This is a genomic window from Pseudonocardia sp. DSM 110487, assembly GCF_019468565.1.
Lineage (GTDB): Bacteria > Actinomycetota > Actinomycetes > Mycobacteriales > Pseudonocardiaceae > Pseudonocardia.
Window position 1 is genome coordinate 7468268 of sequence record NZ_CP080521.1, and the last position, 19140, is coordinate 7487407.

The window sequence follows — 19140 nt, forward strand, 5'->3', positions numbered from 1 at the left end:
CGTCAGGTCGTCCCGTCGACCGGACCGGGCAGCGCGAAGGTGAACACCGAACCCCGCGGGTAGGCCGGTACCGCGCCGATCATGCCGTGCTGCCGCGTGATGATGCGGTAGCTCAGCCCCAGCCCGATGCCGCTGCCGTGCTGCTTGGACGTCGCCGCACTCTCGAACACGCGGTCGTAGTCCTGGCCCGGCACACCGCGCCCGCGATCCTCCACGGCGAACCGGCCCCACCCGCCGTCCCGGCTCGTCCGCACGCGGACGACCCGCTCGGCGGGATCGACGGGATCCACGGCGGCGATCTCGTCGACCGCATTCGAGCAGAGGTTCACCACGACCTGACCGGTGAGCACCCGCTCGCACCGGACCGGGACGGGACCGTCGGCGAGGTCCACCTCGAGCCGGACGCCCACCGAGCGGGCCCGGAGCTCCACGAAGTAGAGGCACTCCGTCACGATCGCGTTCAGGTCCGTCTCCTGCTCCACGTGCTCGAGGTGGCCCACGAAGCCCTTCAGGCTGGTGACGATGCTGCGTGCCCGCTCGATCTGCCGGCGCGCGCCGTTCATGCCGAGCTCCAGCCCGGCTTCGCCGTCGGGCAGCAGCCGTGCGATGCCGTCCAGGTAGTTGCTCGCCGCGGAGAGCGGCTGGCCCAGCTCGTGCGCGATGGCCATCGCCATGTCCCCCATCGCGTTGTAGCGCGCGAGGTAGTTCTCGTGGTGCACCTCGCGCTCGCGCTGGACCTCGGCCCGCACCCGGGGGGTGACGTCGTGGACGAGCAGCACGACGCCGCAGGAGCCGTCGACGGCCGTCGTGGTCTCCACGCTCGCCTCCAGCCAGCGGCGCGCGTCCTCGGGGCGACGGGCGTGGATCCGCACCGAGGTCAGCGGCGAGCTCGACGACGTGGCCGAGGCGAGGACCTCGTCCCACGCCACCGGCCGGCCTCCCTCGACGAGATCACCGAAGTCGAGCAGGCTCGCCCCGACCAGCTCGTCACGGCTGGTGCCCAGCTGCACGAGGGCGCTGTCGGTCGCGTACTCGACGGTGCCGTCCGCCCGGACGGCGAGCGCTCCCGTCACCGTACGCCGGGCCAGCGCCTCGACCAGGTCGGTCGTGCGCAGCAGGGTCCGCTCGAGCTCCTGCTCCCGCTCGATGTCGCGGAACTGCACCAGCACCGCGGGCCCCGTGCTCAGCTCTACCCGGGTGGCCCGGGCATCGGTGGGGAACTCGCGTCCCGACTTCGACCGGTACCGCCACTGGATCCGGCTGTGCCCGCGCTCGACGGCCTCCTGCAGCCACGCACGGCCCAGCGACCGGCGGTACTGCCAGGCCTGGCTGCTCATGTCGGGCGCCTTGAGCGGGCGCAGCTCGTCGAGGGTGAACTCGAGCATCGAGCACGCCGCCGGGTTGGCCCAGAGGATGTCCTTGGTCGCGGCGTCGTGGACCAGGATGCACTGCGTCGCGGCGTCGAGGAGCGCGGCCCGGTCCTCCGCGCACAGCTCCTCCGCGGTCCCGGACGGGTTCATCCGTGATCGTTCCCTTCGTTCCGCCGCGCCTGTGGCGAGCAGCGTAGTCCGCCGGGTGGCCACCACACTGCCGCGTAGGGGATTCCCTTAGCCGTGGAGAGGGTTTCCCGACCGATTGTCCAGCCACTCCCAACTGTTTCTCCCGGCGTTCTCCGAATACCGTCGAGAAAGCGACATCCGAGCGGAACAAGGGGAGATTCACGTGCTGCAGACCGGTCATTTCACCGCGCCGCCGGCGAACCTGCTCGCGTTGACCCCGCTCGACGACGTCCTCGCCGAGATCGTCGAGCGCCGCGGCGAGTTCCGGACGATGGGCTACGTGCCCGACGACATGATCGCGAAGTTCAAGGCGGTCGGCATCTACCGCGCGTCGGCACCGAAGCGGTTCGGCGGCGACGCCCTCCCGCCCGCCGAGTTCCTCCGCGTGGTCGAGCGCATCTCGACCGCCGACGGGTCGGCCGGCTGGGTCGCGAGCTTCGGTTCCGCGCTGGTCTACCTCGCCGCGCTCCCCCTGGAGACCCAGGCCGACCTCTACCGGGACGGGCCGGACGTCGCCTTCGCCGGCGGTCTCTTCCCGGTGCAGCCCGCCAAGGACACCGGCAGCGGTTTCCTGGTCAACGGCCGGTGGAAGTGGGCCAGCGGCTGCATGGGCGCCGACGTCCTCGGGGTCGGCATCCCCGGCGACGAAACCACCGGCGGCAAGCCGCGCACCGTGCTGCTGCGCCCGGACCAGGTCGAGATCGTGCAGGACTGGGACGTCGTCGGCATGGCGGGCACCGGCAGTTTCGATCTCGTCGTGCGCGACGTCGAGGTACCGAAGGAGCGCACGTTCATCCGGGGCGGCGCCCCCACTGTCGACGAGCCGCTCTACCGCTACCCCAGCCTCGCCTACGCGGCCCAGGTGCTCGCCGTGGTCAACGTGGGGATCGCCCGCGCGGCCCTCGACTACGCCGAGGAGGTCGCCGGTGGCGGCACCGGGGTGACCGGGGCGCCGAAGCTGGCCGATCGCGCCTACTACCGCATCGACATCGCGCGGGCCGAGGCACGGCTGCGGTCGGCGCGGGCCTTCTTCTACGAGGCCGCCGAGGAGGCGTTCGCGACCGTACTCGCCGGTGACCCGGTCTCCGACGCGCAGAACGGCCTGCTGCGGCTGTCGTCCACGCACGCCGTCCAGACGGGATCGGAGGTCGTCCGCTCGGTCTTCGAGCTCTCGGGGACGAGCGCGATCTACAACGACCACCCGCTGCTCCCGCTGCTGCGGGACTCGCTCGTGCCGACCCAGCACGCCTTCCTCGGCTCCTCCATGTACGACGCCGCGGGCGCGGTGCTCATGGGGCTGCCGCCCACCATCCCCGGCTTCCGCTGATCCCCCACCCGACCTCGAGGAAGAGGAGCCCCACATGAGCGCACCGCTGCGCGTGCTGTTCTGCATCGGCATCAACCAGAACTTCTTCGACCTGCCCACCGGGCAGGGGGGCGCGGTCTGGAAGGCGACCGTGCAGCTGCTCGACGAGATCGAGGCCATGGCCGGTGTCCGGGTCCTCGGCACCATCGACGACGACGCCCACATGGTGGGGCCGTCGGACGGCTGGCCGTGGACCGCCTACGTCCTGGCCGACGTGGACACCCAGGAGACGGTCAAGGCCGTCTGCAACCTGTTCCGCACCATCCCGGTCGGCGAGCACTCCCTCTGGCGCTACGCCAAGGTCGAGGCCCGCATCGGCCGGCCGCTGGTGGTCCGCGACGACGTCGAGATCGAGGCGACGTCGTGACGCCCACCCCGCCCGCCCCGGCCCTCGTCGAGCCCGACCGCGTCCACGGGTCCCTCTACACGGACCCGGAGATCTTCGAGCAGGAGCTGACGAAGATCTTCGAGTCGACCTGGGTGTGGGTCGCGCACGACAGCGAGCTGCCCAAGCCGGGGACCTTCAAGTCCACCTACGTCGGGCGCCAGCCGGTGATCGTCACCCGGGACCGCAAGGGCACCGTGCGCACCCTGCTCAACCGCTGCCGCCACCGGGGCGCGAGCCTCTGCGAGAAGCCGCGCGGCGAGGCCAACGGCTTCACCTGTCCCTACCACGCCTGGTCCTACGGCCTCGACGGTCGGCTGCGCGGCATCCCCTACCCCGACGGTTACGAGGGGGTGATGGAGAAGTCCGACCTGTCCCTGCGCGCCCTGCGGACCGAATCCTACGGCGGCATGATCTTCGCCTCGTACGACCCCGACATCGAGCCGCTCGTGGATTTCCTCGGCGACGTGGCGCCGTGGATCGACCTGTTCACCAAGCAGGGCGGCGGCTACCCGATCAAGGTGCTGGGCCGCCACCAGTTCACGTTCAGGGGCAACTGGAAGATCCAGCTCGAGAACACCACCGACGGGTACCACTTCCCGATCGTGCACCGCTCCTGGATGGCATCGGTCGACGCCGAGACCGCCGACATGATGTCGTTCATGACCGACCCGGAGTGCACGACGCACTCCCTCGGCAACGGTCACAGCGTCATGCAGATGGTCCCGGAGCACTCCGACCTCGACGCCGACGACGGCACCGAGCCGCTGCAGGCCCGCTTCGACGGGCTGGTCGCCGAGCTCGGGCAGGCCGGGCTCGACGACGCCGCGGTCCGCCGGCTGGTCCGCGCGATGCACGGCACCGGCTTCAACCTGAACCTGTTCCCGAACGTCTCGCTGTCCAACTCGTTCTTCCGCGTCCTGCGCCCGATCGCGGTCGACCGCACCCTGGTCGAGCACATCGCCATCGGGCCCGACGGGCCCCCCGAGATCGTCGGTCCCGTCAACCGCGAGCGGTTGCGCATCCACGAGCACTTCCAGGGCCCGTTCGGGTTCGGGACGCCCGACGACTCGGAGGGCTGGGAGCGGGTGCAGCGCGGCGCACAGGCCGAGCCGGCAATGCCGATCATGGTCAACCGCGGGATGGCGCGCGAGAAGGCCGCCGGCGAGGGCTGGCCCACCTCGCACGTCACCGACGAGACCGGGATGCGCGCCGCCTACGCGAAGTGGAAGGAGATGATGGGCGATGACTGACCTGGTGACCGGGCCCGCGCTCGCGACCGCCCCGCCGTTCCTCGCCGATCCCCGCGTCCAGCGGGCCATCCAGCTCGTCTGGCACGAGGCAGCTCTGCTCGACGCGAAGGACTACGAGGTCTGGGCGGAGCTCTACACCGACGACGCGCTGTACGTGGTCCCGATCGAGCGCGACACCGACGACTTCGCCGGCTCGCTGAACATGATCTACGACGACAAGCGGATGCGGCAGATGCGCGTCGCGCGGATCGTCGAGGGCTACTCGCTCTCGGCCGTCGACGCCGCCCGGACCGTGCGCACCGTCTCCCGCTTCACCGTCACCTCCGTCTCCGACACCGAGGTCCGGCTGCGCTCGGCCCAGGTGCTCGTGTCGTTCAAGCGCGACGAGCACGCGGTGCTGGGTGCCGATCTCGACCACGTCGTCGTCCTCTCCGACGGCGGCGACCGCATCGGCGGCAAGGTGATCCGCCTGCTCAACAGCGACGCGTCGGTCAACGCGTCGGGGTACCTGCTGTGAGCGACGCCGACATCGCCGTCGTCACCGGGGCCGCACGGGGTCTGGGCGCCGTCATCGCCACCCGGCTGCACGCCCGGGGCCTGCGAGTGGCGCTCGCCGACCAGGACGGGGAGCTCGCCGCTTCGGTGGCCGAGGCCCTCGACCCGTCCGGGGCCACGGCCAGAGCGTTCACCGCCGACGTGCGGGAGCCGAGCTCGCTGCGGCAGATGCTCGCCGCGATCGAGGCCGAGTGGGGTGACCTGCACGTCGTGGTCAACAACGCGGCCCGCACGCGGTCGACGCCGCTGATGCAGATCACCGCCGAGGAGTTCGACGCGGTGATCGGGGTCAACCTGACCGGCACCTTCACCGCGTGCCAGGTGCTCGGCGCCCGCATGGCCGAGCGCGGCTACGGGAGGATCGTCAACATCGGCTCGCTGGCCGGCCAGAACGGCGGCACAGCCACGGGCGCGCACTACGCGGCGTCCAAGGGCGGCATCCACACCCTCACCAAGGTGTTCGCCCGCGAGTTCGCCTCCCGCGGGGTGACCGTCAACGCCGTGGCCCCCGGGCCGCTGGACCTCCCCGTCGTCCACAGCCTCGTCCCGCCGGACCGGATGCCGTCCTACCTGTCGACCATCCCGGTGGGCCGCCTCGGCGCACCCGAGTTCGTCGCGCAGGTCGTCGAGCTACTGGCGAGCCGGGAGGCCGCGTTCGTCACCGGAGCGTGCTGGGACGTCAACGGCGGTCTCCACCTGCGCTGAACCCCACCCGACCGTTCCCCCAGAGCCGGGAAGATCATGAGCCTCTTCAAGGTACGGGTCTCCGAGATCGTCGAGGAGACCGCCGACATCAAGTCCTTCCGGCTGTCCCGCCTCGACGGGCGCCCGTTCGATCCCTACGCGCCCGGCGCCCACATCGACGTGGTCGGCCCGACCGACCTGGTCCGGCAGTACTCCCTGGTGAGCCCGGCCCACGAGCCGAACTCGTTCGTCATCGCGGTGAAGCGGGAGCCCTCGTCGCGCGGCGGCTCGGCGGCCCTGCACGAGCTGCACGTCGGCTCGGTGCTGGAGATCAGCCAGCCGCGCAACCTGCTCGGGGTCGCCACGGACGCCGACAAGCACCTGCTGGTCGGCGCCGGGATCGGCGTCACTCCCCTGGTGAGCATCGCCTACCACCTGGCGCGCCACGGCGAGCGGTTCGAGTTCCACTACTTCGCCCGGTCCCGCGAGGACGCCGCGTTCGTCGACCTGCTGGAGAACCGCAGCGGGTTCGGCGACCGGGTGTTCCTGCACTTCGGCGTGGCGCGGGAGGACCAGGCCGGCGTGCTGGAGCGGACGATGGGCGGGCTGACGTCCCGCTCGCACGTCTACACGTGCGGACCCGAGGGGTTCATGGAGCGGATCGAGACGCTCACCGCACCCCTGGTTGGCGCGGACCACGTCCACATCGAGCACTTCCAGGCGTCGGTACCGAGCGGGGACACCACTGACACCGCCTTCGAGGTGGAGCTCGACACCGGCGAGGTCTTCCAGGTCCCCGCCGACGTCAGCGTGGTCGACGTGCTGCGGGCCAACGGGATCGACGTCGAGACCTCCTGCCGGGAGGGCATCTGCGGGACCTGCGTGAACGGCGTGCTCGAGGGCCTCCCTGAGCACCGGGACAACTGCCTGTCCAGGAGCGACCGCGCCGCGAACGACCAGATGGCCCTGTGCGTCTCCCGGTCCAGGACGCCCCGCCTCGTCATCGAGCTCTACTGACCGTCCATCACGCCACCACGAGCACCTGGAGACACCCATGACCACGATGACGACGGTCGAGCAGTTGGCCGAGGAGGTCCGGCAGCTCCGGGCCGAGTCCGAGGCCCGCCGCCTCCTCGGCCGCTACATGTTCCTGTGCGACTCCCCGCTCCCCGAGCCCGGGCTGACCCAGCAAGAGCGAGCCCGCGAGATCGGCGCACTGTTCACCGCCGATGCCGTCTGGGAAGGCGTCGGCGGGACCCACGGAGCGCAGTTCGGCCGCCACATCGGGCCGGATGCCATCGCGACCCACATGACCGGCTTCTACACCGCCACCAACCCCCGCCAGATCTTCAACACCCACTACCTCTGCGCCGAACAGCTCTGGGCGACCGCCGACGGCGCCGAGGGCCAGTGGGTCCAGTTCCAACCCTGGATCTACGACGACGGAAGCTCCCTGCTGCGGTCCAGCCGCCTGCACGTGCGGTTCCGCCCGACAGCCGACGGGTGGCGGATCACGCGGTACCGCACTGAGAACCTGTTCGTCGCGCCGCTGCCCGATGGCTGGTGGAAGTCCCACCTGCGAGAGTCGACCTTGATGAGCGGGATCGACCGAGCGACGGCGTGACCGCGCAAGGCGATCACCTCGACGCGGCGCCCGACCGCATCGGGATCCGATCTCGAACCCGCGGAGCCGCCGACCGCCAGGCACGCCCGGAGAACCCGGTCAGGCATGTCCTTCCGTTCTCGCTGCATCCAGCGCAGGGGCGGGGTTGTCGTCAATCGCGACGGCGTGCTGCCGCACCCGAGCACCTCGCATGTAGCCGACGGCCCCGAGGATCAACAGGAAGCCGAGGGTGCCGAGTGTGAACGTCTCGAACTCGGCCTGGCTGACGCCCCAGGTCTCCCGGAAGTCGTAGTCCAGGCCGAAGCGCCGCTCGAGCGTGCCCGGGAAGACCGCGATCCAGGATCCGAGCAGCACCCAGGCGAAGCTGAGGTAGCCCAGGGCGGCGAAGCCGCGGTCGGAGACGGGAACGCGGAACGGCCGCTCGAGCTCGGGGTAGAGCCGGCGCAGCCGGACCGCGGCCGGGATGACGAGCAGGTAGCTGAGCAGGAACGTCGAGATCGAGATGCTCAGGACCACCGCGAAGACGGCCGCGCTGGTGCCGGTCACCTGCATCGCCACCAGCATGAACGACGTCGACACGACGCCGGAGAGGACGTTCACCCGTACCGGGGTGCCCAGCCGCCGGTTGAAGCGGCCGAAGAACCCGCCGAAGAACGCGCCGTCGGCCGCGGCGATGGCCTGCATGCGATCAGAGATGATCATCCATGAGGCTCCCTGGCTCACCAGGACGAACACGAATCCGACGGCGGTGATGGTGCCCATCACCTCGGCGCCGGATCCGTAGACCGAGTAGACGACGCCCACCGCTTCCAGCAGTCCCCCGATGCCGGTGATCTCGTCCGTCGGCACGACGAGCAGGATCGCCAGGATCGGCAGCAGGTAGCAGAGCGCCGCCGTCGCCGCCGAGCGGGCGATGGAGATCGGCACGTCCCGGGCCGGGTTCACCATCTCCCCCGCCGCGCTGTTCGACGACTCGAACCCGAGGTAGGCGAACAGCAGGATCGGCACCGAGCCGAACAGGCCCAGCAACGTGGGGCTGAAGTCACCCGCCGTCAGACCCGTGACCCCGTGCTGGAACGCGTAGATCACCGTGGTCAGCACGAAGAACCCGAGCAACGCGATCTTGAGGATGGCCCCGACCGTCGGCAGCCACTTGCCGCGACGGAGGCTGACGATCGCCGCGGTCACGGTGATCCAGATGAACACCAGCTTGAACGCGTAGTCCGCGAACGACCCGGCGCCGAGCGGGAACAGGTAGGTGTTCACGGTCTCGGCTGCCAGGAACGCCATCGAGCCCCCTACCCAGATCGGCTGGGTCACCCAGGTCAGCAGCGCGGCGATGGCGGCGGCGCCGCGACCGAAGGCGTTGCGCACCCAGGTGTACGCCCCGCCCTCCTCCCGGAACGCGGCACCCACCTCGGCGAAGATCAGCGCGTAGGGGACCAGGAAGGCGATGGCGAGGACCAACGCCCACGTCAGGACCTCGGCGCCGAACACGGAGACCTGACCGAGGGTCTCCAGGCTGATCACCGCTGCGATGATCAGGAACAGGATGTCGAAGCGCTTCAGCGCCTTCTGGAGGTGCCCCTGCTGTTCCGCGGCGAGTGCGGTGGGGACGTTGTCGACCATGGCAACGCTGCCTTCCGGATGTGGGTTCTCTGCGGGTTCGACGCGGTCAGATCTCTCGGTGCACGGCCTGGCCTCCGACGAGCGTGAGGACGGTCTGCGCGGAGCTGATGTCGCCCCGGCCGAAGATCGGGCGGTCGAGCACGGCGACGTCGGCGAGGTAGCCGATCTCGATCCGGCCCACCTCGTGATCACGGTGGTTGGCGTACGCCGAGCCGACCGTGTAGGCGTCGAGGGCGACGGCGGGGTCGAGTGCTTGCTCGGGCTCGAGCGGTGCGGTGAGCACGTCCTCCCCCACGGAGTGGTGGTCCTCGGGTGGGCCGAGCCGGGTCGCGGCCGTGTGGATCGCCCAGAGCGGGTTCGGGTCGGTCACGGGCAGTCGCTGCCCATCGCGATCCGCGCTCGTTCCGGTGAGCTCGCCGGCACTGAGCACGCCCGCCGGGACGCCCTGCACCACGATCCAGACGAACGAGACCACAACCAGCAGCCCGACGACGACGGCCGCGACGGTGATCATGGCCTTGATCAGGCGCAGGCCGACCACCGTGATCGCCATGCTGACCGCGGCCGCCCCGATCACAGCCGGGACCGTGGCGACGGAGGGCACGACCCCGTGCAGGGACTGGGCTCCGACGACGAGGTTGGAGATGTAGAAGCCCATGAACATGACGGTGGCGACGAGCACGACCAGCGCCGCACCCTTCGCGCCGAACTGACCGCGGGCCTGGATCATCTGCGGCACACCCAGCTGAGGGCCCTGTGCCGCATGCAGCGCCATGAAGACCCCGCCGACGACGTTGCCGACGACGACGGCGAGCACCGCCCAGCCGAAGGGGAGGGCGAACAGGGTCGTCCCGAGGGCGCCGGTCACGACGGTCAGCGGGAGCATGTTGACGCCCAGCCAGATACCGAAGAGACCGCGGGCAGAGCCCGTGCGCTCGTCGGCCGGGATCGGACCGATGGTGCGGTGCTCGATCACCGCGATGCGCCTGGAGCTACCGGTACTCACCTGCAGCACCCCTCTTCGTCGGGCCGGTGGCCCTGCCGCGTCGGTGCGGCGTGCTGGGGCACCGGGGTGTCCAGCGCCGGGTTGGCGTCGAAGAAGCCGGTGGGCTTGAGCACGAACCCGGTGCGATCGACCGGCATGACGGGCCAGTCCTCGGGCCGGGGGAAGTGCGTGAGGCCGAACGTGTGCCACAGGACGACATCGGCGCCGTCGAGGTCGCGGTCGGCCCGGACCCAGGTGTCGATGCCGGTTCGGCCGTCGTTGCGGTTGACGTACTCCCCCGCGGGGAAGCGCTCGTTCTCGTCGTACGCGGTGACCCACAGGTGCCTGGTGGTGAACGCCGCGCGGCGCGCGATGGAGGACCGCTCGTCGGCCAGCAGCGTGGGGAGTCCCTCCGGGTGGAGCGTGTAGGCGACCGGCTGCCCGAGCGCGTTGCGGGAGTCCTGGTTGCTGACCTGCCAGACGCGCCCCCGGGACCCGTCGGCGAGCCGCGCGGCCTCGGACTCGCGGTGCAGCCGAGTCGCCGTACGGGTGAACCCGTTGCCGTACGGGTTGTCCGGGCCCATCGGCACCCGGAGCGCCTCGACCTCGTCGACCGCGTTCCGGACGCCGTCGACCATCATGTCGAGCCGGGCCGAGAAGAGGTGCTGGTGGTACGGCGCCCCGATCCCTGGGGCGATTTCGCTCGCCCACGGGTACTCGGTGCCGTCCACGCCCGGGCCCGGGTAGGCCGACGCGAACACGACGCCGGTGGCCTTGCACTCGAGCTCGATGGTCCCGTCCAGGTAGAGGTACCAGTAGAACCCGTAGTCGTAGTTGCCGACGGTGACGAAGAACGAGATCACCATCCGCCGCTGCCGGCGGGTGGAGACGCTGCCGTTGTAGACGTCGGTGTGCTTCCAGAGCACCCCGGCGTCCTCTTCGTGCATGCAGATGGCGTTGCCGATGGTCCGCGGGTTGCCGTCGTCGTCGTGCACCGTGGCGTCGAGGTAGTGGATCTCGCCGAGGCAGTCGCAACCCAACCTCAGGGAGTTGGTCTCCTTGCCGAGGGAGTACTCGCCCGCGTCGAAGTAGTTCTGCCAGAAGCGGACCGGCCCGGGATCGCCGTACGGGACCACCATCTCCGCGATCGAGGCGCGGTAGACGATCGGCCGGATGCGGCCGCCGTCCTCGAAGCCCACCTGGTGGAGCGTCAACCCCTCGACCGCGTTGAAGCCGATCCTGAACTGCCACTTCTCCCAGGTCACGACATCGCGATCCACGGTGAAGCTCGGGCCGTCCGGCTGGGAGATCACGATCGGGCGCTGGGTGGTGCGCACCGGGCGGTCCGGGCCGTCGAGGTGGAAGTCGTAGGCGTCGGTCGGGATCTCCACCGGCCCCTCGTCGATCAGCTGGTGCACCCGGGCGGCGATGAGGTCGACGTAGGCGACCACCCCGTCGACGGGGTGCGCCCACACGTTGTCGTCCTTGCCCAGCTGCAGGAAGGCCAGGCAGCGGACGAGGCGCAGCCCCTCCTCACCGGGGATGTCGAAGCACCCGGCGCTGAGTGCGGAGACACGCACGGTGCGCGGGTCACCGATCCCGCGGTGGGCCATCGCCGCGGCCCAGCCCGCGTCGTCCCAGAGGATCTTCTCGACGAGCTCGAACTCCTCGGCGAGGATCGGCGGCTGCCCCTCGGCGACCACGTCCACGACCCGGTCAGCGACGACGGTCTCCGAGGTCAGTGACACCACGACCTCGCGGACCTCGCCGGTGCGGCGATCGAGCAGCAACGAGCGCACCCGCCGGTCGAGCCGCCCGCCCGGCTGCCAGGACAGGACGTCGGCCTTCGCGGGCTCGTGCAGCCCGACGAGCGTGAACCGGGTGGAGTCGGTGGCGATACCTGCCTGCACCAGCAGCGCTCGGTTGTGCGCGATCTCGTCGGCGCCGAGCCGTTCGAGGGGGTGGGTCACCGATGTACCTGCCAGACGAGGTGTCGGGAGGCGCCGAGATCGCGGCGCCACGTTCTTTGCGACGTAGCGCAAAGAATGAGTCGACGCGTCCGGCTGCGCAAGCCTGAAGTGCACGTTTATGCCGCGCTGACCCCTTCTGTTTTTCGATGCTCGTCATCAATAATCCTGAACATGGGACGACCCAAGGAGCAGCGGCGCCGGCGTCGGGAGCTCGTGGCGGCGGCGGGGCGGGCCATCGCGGCCAGGGGGATGGCAGGGCTGCGGGTCCGCGATGTCGCCGAGGAGGCGGGGCTGTCCGCCGGACTGGTCAGCTACTACTACCGCGACCTCGACGACCTCGTCCTCGAGGTCCACCAGGACGCCGTCGACCGCTTCTACTGGGCCCGCGCCCGGGCGGCCGAGGAGGTGGCGGACCCCCGCGAGCGGCTCGTCCGCCTCGTCGAAGCGGGCCTGCCCACGGACGCCGACGACCTCGTCTGCAGGGTGCTGTACGAAACCCACGTGCACGCGGCGCGCAGTCGCGTCCACGCCGCGCTGCTGACGGCCCTGTGGGACCGGGAGGTGTCGTTGTACTCCGCCGCGCTCCAGCACGGACGCGATCGCGGCGTGTTCCGGTTGCAGGCGTCCGTCACGGAGATCGCCTCGAACGCGGTCGCGCTCGAGGACGCCTACGGGCTGCACATCATGGGAGGGAACTCCAGCCTCCCGCGCGAGCGCGCGCAGGAGCTCGTCCTGCGGTTCCTCGAGACGCAGACGGGCTGCTCGCTCGCGACGAGGGAGGTCACACCGTGAGCGAGCCGAACTTCACCCTGGTCCAGCTGCGGTACTTCGCCGCGGCGGCGCGACTCGGCAGCATGACGGCAGCGGCGCGCGAGCTGCTCGTCTCGCAGTCCGCCGTCTCCACGGCGGTCTCGACGCTCGAGAAGGAACTCGGCGTCCAGCTGCTCATCCGCCACCACGCCCGGGGTCTCGCCCTCACCGCGGCGGGGCGCGAGTTCTACCAGGAGCTGCGGGGCTTCCTGGTGCACACCGCCGAGCTCGCCGAGTCCGCCCACCGCGCGGGCACCGAGGTCGTCGGGCACCTCACGGTCGGCTGCTTCTCCACCCTCGTGCCGTTCCGGATCCCGGGACTCCTCACGGCGTTCACCGAGCAGTACCCAGCGGTGCGGGTGCACGTGCACGAAGGCGAGCACGCGGCCGTCAAGCGGGCGCTGCGGTCCGGGGACTGCGAGATCGCCTTGCTGTACGGCTACGACCTGGACGACGACCTCGACCGCGAGCCCGTCGACAGCCTGCGGCCCTACGCGATCGTGGCGGCGGACCACCCGCTGGCCCAGCGCCCGTCGCGGCGGGTGCGCCTCGCGGAGCTCGCCGACGAGCCCATGGTCCTGCTCGACCTCCCGCACACGTCGGACTACATGCAGTCGATACTCGCGGGGAGCGGCATCCGGCCGACCGTCAGGCATCGGACCGGGGGCTACGAGGCGGTCCGCTCCCTCGTGGCGCACGGACTGGGGTTCGCCCTGCTCAACCAGGTGCCGGTGCACGACATGACCTACAGCGGCCGCTGCGTCGTCGCGCTGGACCTGGAGGACGAGGTCATCCCGCTCGAGGTCGCGCTCGCATGGCCGCGCGGGGCCCGGCTCACCCGCCGCGCGCGCTGCTTCGCCGAGCTGTGCCGCCGCACCTCGGCCGGCCGGAACTCACCAGCGTTGCCCACCGCGGCCGACACCGACTGACGCAACCCGCCACCTTCTGCATCAGCTTCTTCGATGCAGAAGGCCGCATTTGTGCGCTGTACAGATCGCCGCTGCTCGACGAACACTGATCGGCAGTCCTGCGCTGTCGGAACGGGCGGTCACGTCGTCGCTCGCATCCCCGGTGGCGCCGCCCGTTCCGTCTCCGCTGGAGCTGCCATGCCGCCGACACGATCCGGACAGGACTGGTCGGCACTCGCCGACGGGTTGTCGCCGCGCACGCACGCCTTCATCGGCGGACGATCGGTCGTGGCCGGCGACGGCCGAACACGTCCGACGGTGTCGCCCGCCTCCGGGAAGACCCTGGCCGACGTGGCCGACTGCGGCCCACGGGAGGTCGATGCGGCCGTGGCCGCTGCCCGGCGCGCGTTCGATGATGGCCGGTGGTCCCGGCAGGCGCCCGCCGTTCGCCGGCGCGTGCTGCTCGCCCTTGCGGACCTGGTCGAGCGCGATCGCGACGAGCTCGCCCTCCTCGACAGTCTCGACGCGGGCAAGCTGATCGCCGACACCACCGCCGTCGACGTCCCGGGAAGCGTCGCGGTCCTGCGCTGGTACGCCGAGGCCGTCGACAAGACGTACGGGGAGATCGCCCCGACCGGCCCCGGCGATCTGGCCCTCGTCCGGCGCGAGGCGCTGGGTGTGGTCGGCGCCGTCGTGCCGTGGAACTTCCCCCTCGAGATCGCGGTGTGGAAGATCGCGCCTGCGCTCGCCGCGGGCAACAGCGTCGTTCTCAAGCCCTCGGAGGAGAGCCCGCTCTCGGCGTTGCTGCTCGCCGAGCTCGGCGCCGAGGCGGGCCTGCCCGACGGCGTCCTCAACGTCGTCCCGGGCGACGGCCCGGTCACGGGACGGGCGCTGGGCGAGCACCCGGACGTCGACGTGCTCGCCTTCACCGGCTCGACCGCAGTCGGCAAGCTCTTCCTCGAATACGCGGGCCGCTCGAACATGAAGCAGGTCTGGCTCGAGTGCGGCGGCAAGAGCGCGAACATCGTCCTCGACGACGTCGGCGACCTCGACGCCGTCGCGGACGGGGTGTGCGCGGGGATCTTCACGAACGCCGGGCAGGTCTGTTCGGCGAACTCCCGGCTGGTGGTGCACCGCGCGGTCAAGGACGACCTACTCGCCCGCGTCGTCGAACGGGCGCGTGAGTGGGCACCGGGCGACCCGCTCGACCCCGGCACGCGGATGGGGCCGCTGGTGAGCGCCGCACACGCCGACCGCGTGCGTGAACACGTCGCCCGGGCCCGTCGGGAGGCGACGCCGTTGCTCGACCTCGCCGACGTCCCGGACCGCGTCACCGACGCATTCGTCGGCCCGTCGATCTTCGACTGCCCGGACCCGTCCGCGGCGATCGCCACCGAGGAGGTCTTCGGCCCTGCGCTGGCCGTCCTGACCGCCGACGACGAGGACGACGCGGTGCGCATCGCCAACGCCACCGCCTACGGGCTGGCCGCGTCGCTCTGGACCGACGGCCTCGCCCGTGCGCACCGGCTGGCCCCGAGGCTCCGCGCGGGAACCGTGTCGGTGAACACCGTCGACGCGCTCAATCTGACGACGCCCTTCGGCGGGTTCGGCCGGTCGGGCTTCGGCAGGGACCTCTCCCTGCACGCCCTCGACAAGTTCACCGGCCTGAAGACCACCTGGATCCGTCACAGCTGACCCGCCCGAGAGGAGTCGAACCATGACCGTCCACACCCGGATCCGGCCGTTCAACACGCGCGACACCTACCCGGAGCAGAACCTCGACAACGACCTGTGCCAGGCGGTCGTCGCGGGCAACACCGTCTACGTCCGGGGCCAGATCGGCCAGGACCTCGACACCAGCGAGTCCGTGGGCATCGGCGACGCCGGTGCGCAGGCCGAGCAGGCGATGGCGAACATCGACCTGCTGCTGCGGGAGGCGGGCAGCCGCATGGAGCACCTCGTCAAGCTGACCGTCTACCTGGTGGACCCGCGCTACCGCGAGGTCGTGTACCGGACGATCGGCCGCTGGACGAAGGGCGTGCACCCGATCTCCACGGGCCTGGTCGTGAGCGCGCTCGCCCGCCCGGAGTGGCTGGTGGAGGTCGACGCCATCGCCGTGATCCCGGAGGACGAACGGTGACCTTCTCCCTTCTCGGAACCGACGGGCGCGGCCGGTTCGGGATGGCCGTCTGCTCCTCCAGCCCCGCCGTCGCCGCGCGGTGCGTCCACCTGCGCCCCGGTGTGGGCGGCACCGCATCGCAGAACGTGACCGACCCACGGCTCGGACCGGCCCTGCTCGACGCGCTGAGCGACCTCGGCGACGCGACGGCCGCGCTCGACCGCGTCCTCGCCGCCGGAGGCGGCGACCTGGAGTACCGGCAGCTGATGGTGCTCGATGCGAAGGGCCGCAGCCGCTCCTACAGCGGCGGCCACACACTCGGTACCCACGCGACCGCGAGCGCCGACGGAGCGGTCGCCGCCGGCAACATGCTGGCCACCGACGCCGTTCCCGCGGCGATGCTGTCGACCTTCACGACGTCCGACGGCGAGCTCGAGGAACGGCTGCTCGCGGCGCTGCGCGCCGGGCTGGACGCGGGCGGCGAGGCGGGGCCCGTGCACTCCGCCGGGCTCGCGGTGGTCGCCGACGTCGACTGGCGCGTCACGGACCTGCGCGTCGACTGGCACGACGAGCCCGTCACCGAGCTGGCGAGGCTGCTCGACGTCTGGCTCCCCCAGCGCGACGACTACGTCCAACGCGGCCTCGATCCCGCGGCTTCCCCGTCCTACGGCGTCCCCGGAGATCGCTGACATGGCACCGTCGACCACCACCCGAGCGGCCGCCCGCAGGCGGATCGACCGCAGCGGCGACGCCCTCGTCCGGATGAGCGAACGCCTGCACGCCGACCCCGAGCTCGCCTGGGAGGAGCACCGCGCCGCCGCGCTCGTCCCCGAGCTGCTCGACGAGGCCGGGTTCGAGGTGACCGCCGGCTACCTCGGTCTCGACACGGCGTTCCTCGCCCGCTTCGGGTCCGGGCCGACCCGGATCGCGTTCTGCGCGGAGTACGACGGCCTGCCGGGCCTCGGGCACGCGTGCGGGCACAACCTGATCGCGGCGATGTCCGTCGGCGCGGCTCTCGGCCTCGCGGAGGTCGCGGACGATGCCGGGATCACCGTCGAGGTCTACGGCACGCCCGCAGAGGAAGGCGGCGGAGGCAAGATCGAACTACTCGACCGCGGAGCGTTCGCGGGCGTCGACCTCGCCATGATGGCCCACCCCGCCCCGGTCGACGTGGCCGAGGCCCGGCCGTTCGCGGTGTCCCACTCCCGGATCTCCTACCGGGGACGTTCCGCCCACGCCGCCGCCTACCCGGAGAGCGGCGTCAACGCGGCGGACGCTTTCACCGTCGCGCAGGTCGCCATCGGCCTCCTGCGCCAGCAGCTTCCCCCGAGCACCCGCGTGCACGGCGTCGTCACCCACGGCGGGGACGCCCCGAACGCCATCCCCGCAGCCACCTCCGGCCGGTGGTACGTGCGGGCCGAGACGTTGGCAGAACTCGCCGAGGTGGAGCCGCGCGTCCGGCGGTGCTTCGAGGCCGGGGCGCTCGCCACCGGCTGCGAGCTGACGATCGAGCCCGAGAGCAAGCCCTACGCCGAGTTCCGCGCCGACGACCGCGCACTCGCCGACTACACGGCCAATGCCGGCGAGCTCGGCCGCGAGTTCGTCACCGGGTCGTTCGCGGCCAGGATGAACCGGGCCTCGACGGACATGGGAAACGTGTCGCAGCACGTACCTGCCATCCACCCGTACATCGGCATCGGCTCGCTACCCGCCACGAACCATCAGCCCGAGTTCGCCGCGTTCTGCGTGGGCGACCGAGCGAACAGAGCGCTGGTCGACGGGGCCGTCGCCCTCGCGTGGACGGGACTGGACCGCGCGTCCCGGACCTGACGTCACAACTCCCGACAGCGCGGTCGGGGCGCCTCCCGGCCATTCGCGCACCGAGACCCGCCACGGCTCGTAGGAGGTATCCGTGTCCACCCAGAATCCACCGATCGACACGCCCGAGGTGCGGGAGAACGCCGTATCGCTTCGTCGGAGCGTCGCCGCAGGCGCGGTCGGCGTCTTCGTCCACTGGTTCGACTGGGCGGTCTACGCCTATCTGGCGTCCACGATCGCGGCGGTCTTCTTCCCGCAGCAGGACTCGACCGCCGGACTGTTGTCGGTCTTCGCGGTGTTCGCGGTGTCGTTCGGCATCCGGCCCATCGGGGCGCTGGTGCTCGGCCCGCTGGGCGACCGGATCGGGCGACGCCGCACGCTGTCCGTCGTCATCTTCGTGATGTCCGGCGCGACGCTCGCGATCGGCCTCCTGCCCGGCTACGCCACCCTGGGGATCGCCGCCCCGATCCTCCTGGTCGTCGCGCGGATGGTGCAGGGCTTCGCCGCCGGTGGGGAGTTCGGCAGCGCGGCGAGCTTCCTCGCCGAGTACTCGCCCCGGCACCGCCGCGGCTTCGGGGTGAGCTGGCTCGAGGTCGGGAGCCTGCTCGGCTTCCTCTGCGCCTCGTTCGTCTTCTTCCTGCTCAGCACGGCCCTCACGGCGGATCAGCTCGAATCCTGGGGGTGGCGCATCCCGTTCCTGATCGCCGCTCCCCTGGGGATCATCGGGTTCGTCATCCGCAACAGGATCGAGGACACCCCGGACTACCGGGCACTGGCGAGCACCGACAACATCGCCCGGCACCCGATGCGCGAGCTGCTGCGCAACCACCCCCGTCAGCTGCTCCAGGCGGCCGCGGTCATGACGATGATGCACGTGCCGTTCTACGCGGTCCTGACGTACATGGTCACCTACCAGACCGACCACCTCGGGCACTCCGCCGACACCGCCGCCCTGATCTCCACCGCGGTCTCCCTGCTGGCCCTGATCCTGGTTCCCGTGTTCGGCCGGATCTCCGACCGGACGGGACGCAAGCCGGTTCTGATCGGCGCCGGCATCGCGCTGCTCGTGCTGGCTCTCCCGGCCTTCCTGCTGATGTCCGGCGGCTCGACGGTCGCCGCGGTCCTGGTCCCCCTGGGCCTCGGGGTGATCCTGTCGGCGATCCTCGGCACGTACGCGGTCTGGTCGGCCGAGATCTTCCCGACCCGCGTCCGCCAGGGCGGGCTCTCGATCGCCTACAGCATCACCGCCGCGCTGTTCGCCGGCACCGTTCCCTACGTCATGACCGTGCTGATCAGCGCGACCGGCAGCATCCTCGTCCCGGCGCCCTACCTGATGATCGCCGCGGCGGTCGGCCTGCTCGCCGCCGTCACGATGGGCGAGACCGCGGGCAACGCTCTCCTGCGCGAGGACGACCTCGGCGTCGGGGCCGATGCGCCGGAGCCGGTGGGCGGCCGCGACACGAGCGCGACCTGAT

At 71.1% G+C, this 19140-nt stretch carries 18 protein-coding genes; 14 read left to right on the forward strand and 4 right to left on the reverse strand.

Going from position 1 to position 19140, the window contains the following annotated elements; translation table 11 throughout:
* Nucleotides 1–2: 2 nt before the first annotated feature.
* Complete coding sequence (locus K1T35_RS34930; RefSeq protein ID WP_220256008.1) at nucleotides 3–1520, reverse strand: ATP-binding protein; 1518 nt, start codon at nucleotides 1518–1520, stop codon at nucleotides 3–5.
* A gap of 202 nt (nucleotides 1521–1722) precedes the next feature.
* Between K1T35_RS34930 and K1T35_RS34935 the strand changes: the two genes are divergently transcribed.
* From K1T35_RS34935 to K1T35_RS34965, 7 genes are read left to right on the forward strand one after another with little or no spacing between them, the layout of a single operon-like run.
* Entirely contained in the window at nucleotides 1723–2886 is a 1164-nt protein-coding gene (locus K1T35_RS34935) for an acyl-CoA dehydrogenase family protein (protein WP_255621066.1), read from the forward strand.
* Nucleotides 2887–2920: 34 nt separating this feature from the next.
* Nucleotides 2921–3292 (forward strand): hypothetical protein, encoded by a 372-nt coding sequence (locus K1T35_RS34940; protein WP_220256009.1) that lies wholly within the window; start codon nucleotides 2921–2923, stop codon nucleotides 3290–3292.
* Nucleotides 3289–4563, forward strand: coding sequence for a Rieske 2Fe-2S domain-containing protein (locus K1T35_RS34945; RefSeq protein WP_220256010.1), 1275 nt, complete (start codon nucleotides 3289–3291; stop codon nucleotides 4561–4563). Before K1T35_RS34940 ends, K1T35_RS34945 begins: the two co-directional genes overlap by 4 nt.
* Complete coding sequence (locus tag K1T35_RS34950) at nucleotides 4556–5080, forward strand: aromatic-ring-hydroxylating dioxygenase subunit beta (protein ID WP_220256011.1); 525 nt, start codon at nucleotides 4556–4558, stop codon at nucleotides 5078–5080. Before K1T35_RS34945 ends, K1T35_RS34950 begins: the two co-directional genes overlap by 8 nt.
* Nucleotides 5077–5823 carry an SDR family NAD(P)-dependent oxidoreductase gene (locus K1T35_RS34955; protein ID WP_220256012.1) on the forward strand — a complete coding sequence of 249 codons (747 nt, stop codon included), beginning with the start codon at nucleotides 5077–5079 and terminating at the stop codon, nucleotides 5821–5823. Before K1T35_RS34950 ends, K1T35_RS34955 begins: the two co-directional genes overlap by 4 nt.
* A 36-nt stretch (nucleotides 5824–5859) precedes the next feature.
* Nucleotides 5860–6819 carry a PDR/VanB family oxidoreductase gene (locus K1T35_RS34960; protein WP_220256013.1) on the forward strand — a complete coding sequence of 320 codons (960 nt, stop codon included), beginning with the start codon at nucleotides 5860–5862 and terminating at the stop codon, nucleotides 6817–6819.
* Between the two features lie 37 nt (nucleotides 6820–6856).
* Nucleotides 6857–7426: a nuclear transport factor 2 family protein gene (locus K1T35_RS34965; RefSeq protein WP_220256014.1), complete on the forward strand. Its 570-nt coding sequence runs from the start codon at nucleotides 6857–6859 to the stop codon at nucleotides 7424–7426.
* A gap of 99 nt (nucleotides 7427–7525) precedes the next feature.
* Here the strand turns inward: K1T35_RS34965 and K1T35_RS34970 are convergent, their stop codons facing one another.
* Genes K1T35_RS34970 through K1T35_RS34980 form a run of 3 tightly spaced genes read right to left on the reverse strand, consistent with a single transcriptional unit; the run spans nucleotide 7526 to nucleotide 12010 of the window.
* On the reverse strand, nucleotides 7526–9055 hold the full coding sequence (locus tag K1T35_RS34970; RefSeq protein ID WP_220256015.1) for an APC family permease: 1530 nt from the start codon (nucleotides 9053–9055) through the stop codon (nucleotides 7526–7528).
* A gap of 46 nt (nucleotides 9056–9101) precedes the next feature.
* Nucleotides 9102–10061, reverse strand: a complete 960-nt coding sequence (locus K1T35_RS34975) for a cytosine permease (protein WP_220256016.1) — start codon at nucleotides 10059–10061, stop codon at nucleotides 9102–9104.
* Nucleotides 10058–12010 (reverse strand): primary-amine oxidase, encoded by a 1953-nt coding sequence (locus tag K1T35_RS34980; protein ID WP_220256017.1) that lies wholly within the window; start codon nucleotides 12008–12010, stop codon nucleotides 10058–10060. Before K1T35_RS34980 ends, K1T35_RS34975 begins: the two co-directional genes overlap by 4 nt.
* A 171-nt stretch (nucleotides 12011–12181) precedes the next feature.
* Between K1T35_RS34980 and K1T35_RS34985 the strand changes: the two genes are divergently transcribed.
* From K1T35_RS34985 to K1T35_RS35015, 7 genes are all read left to right on the forward strand, one after another.
* Nucleotides 12182–12802, forward strand: coding sequence for a TetR/AcrR family transcriptional regulator (locus K1T35_RS34985; RefSeq protein ID WP_220256018.1), 621 nt, complete (start codon nucleotides 12182–12184; stop codon nucleotides 12800–12802).
* Nucleotides 12799–13749, forward strand: coding sequence for a LysR family transcriptional regulator (locus tag K1T35_RS34990; protein WP_220256019.1), 951 nt, complete (start codon nucleotides 12799–12801; stop codon nucleotides 13747–13749). Before K1T35_RS34985 ends, K1T35_RS34990 begins: the two co-directional genes overlap by 4 nt.
* A gap of 177 nt (nucleotides 13750–13926) precedes the next feature.
* The gene (locus tag K1T35_RS34995; protein ID WP_220256020.1) at nucleotides 13927–15423 is read left to right on the forward strand and encodes an aldehyde dehydrogenase family protein; all 1497 of its coding nucleotides are present in this window, start codon (nucleotides 13927–13929) and stop codon (nucleotides 15421–15423) included.
* Between the two features lie 22 nt (nucleotides 15424–15445).
* Nucleotides 15446–15868, forward strand: a complete 423-nt coding sequence (locus K1T35_RS35000; RefSeq protein ID WP_220256021.1) for a RidA family protein — start codon at nucleotides 15446–15448, stop codon at nucleotides 15866–15868.
* Complete coding sequence (locus K1T35_RS35005) at nucleotides 15865–16536, forward strand: DUF1028 domain-containing protein (protein WP_220256022.1); 672 nt, start codon at nucleotides 15865–15867, stop codon at nucleotides 16534–16536. The genes K1T35_RS35000 and K1T35_RS35005 overlap by 4 nt, the downstream gene beginning before the upstream one ends.
* Nucleotide 16537: 1 nt before the next feature.
* Nucleotides 16538–17677, forward strand: coding sequence for a M20 family metallopeptidase (locus K1T35_RS35010; RefSeq protein WP_220256023.1), 1140 nt, complete (start codon nucleotides 16538–16540; stop codon nucleotides 17675–17677).
* Between the two features lie 82 nt (nucleotides 17678–17759).
* The gene (locus K1T35_RS35015) at nucleotides 17760–19139 is read left to right on the forward strand and encodes an MFS transporter (RefSeq protein ID WP_220256024.1); all 1380 of its coding nucleotides are present in this window, start codon (nucleotides 17760–17762) and stop codon (nucleotides 19137–19139) included.
* The last annotated feature ends 1 nt before the right edge of the window (nucleotide 19140 follow it).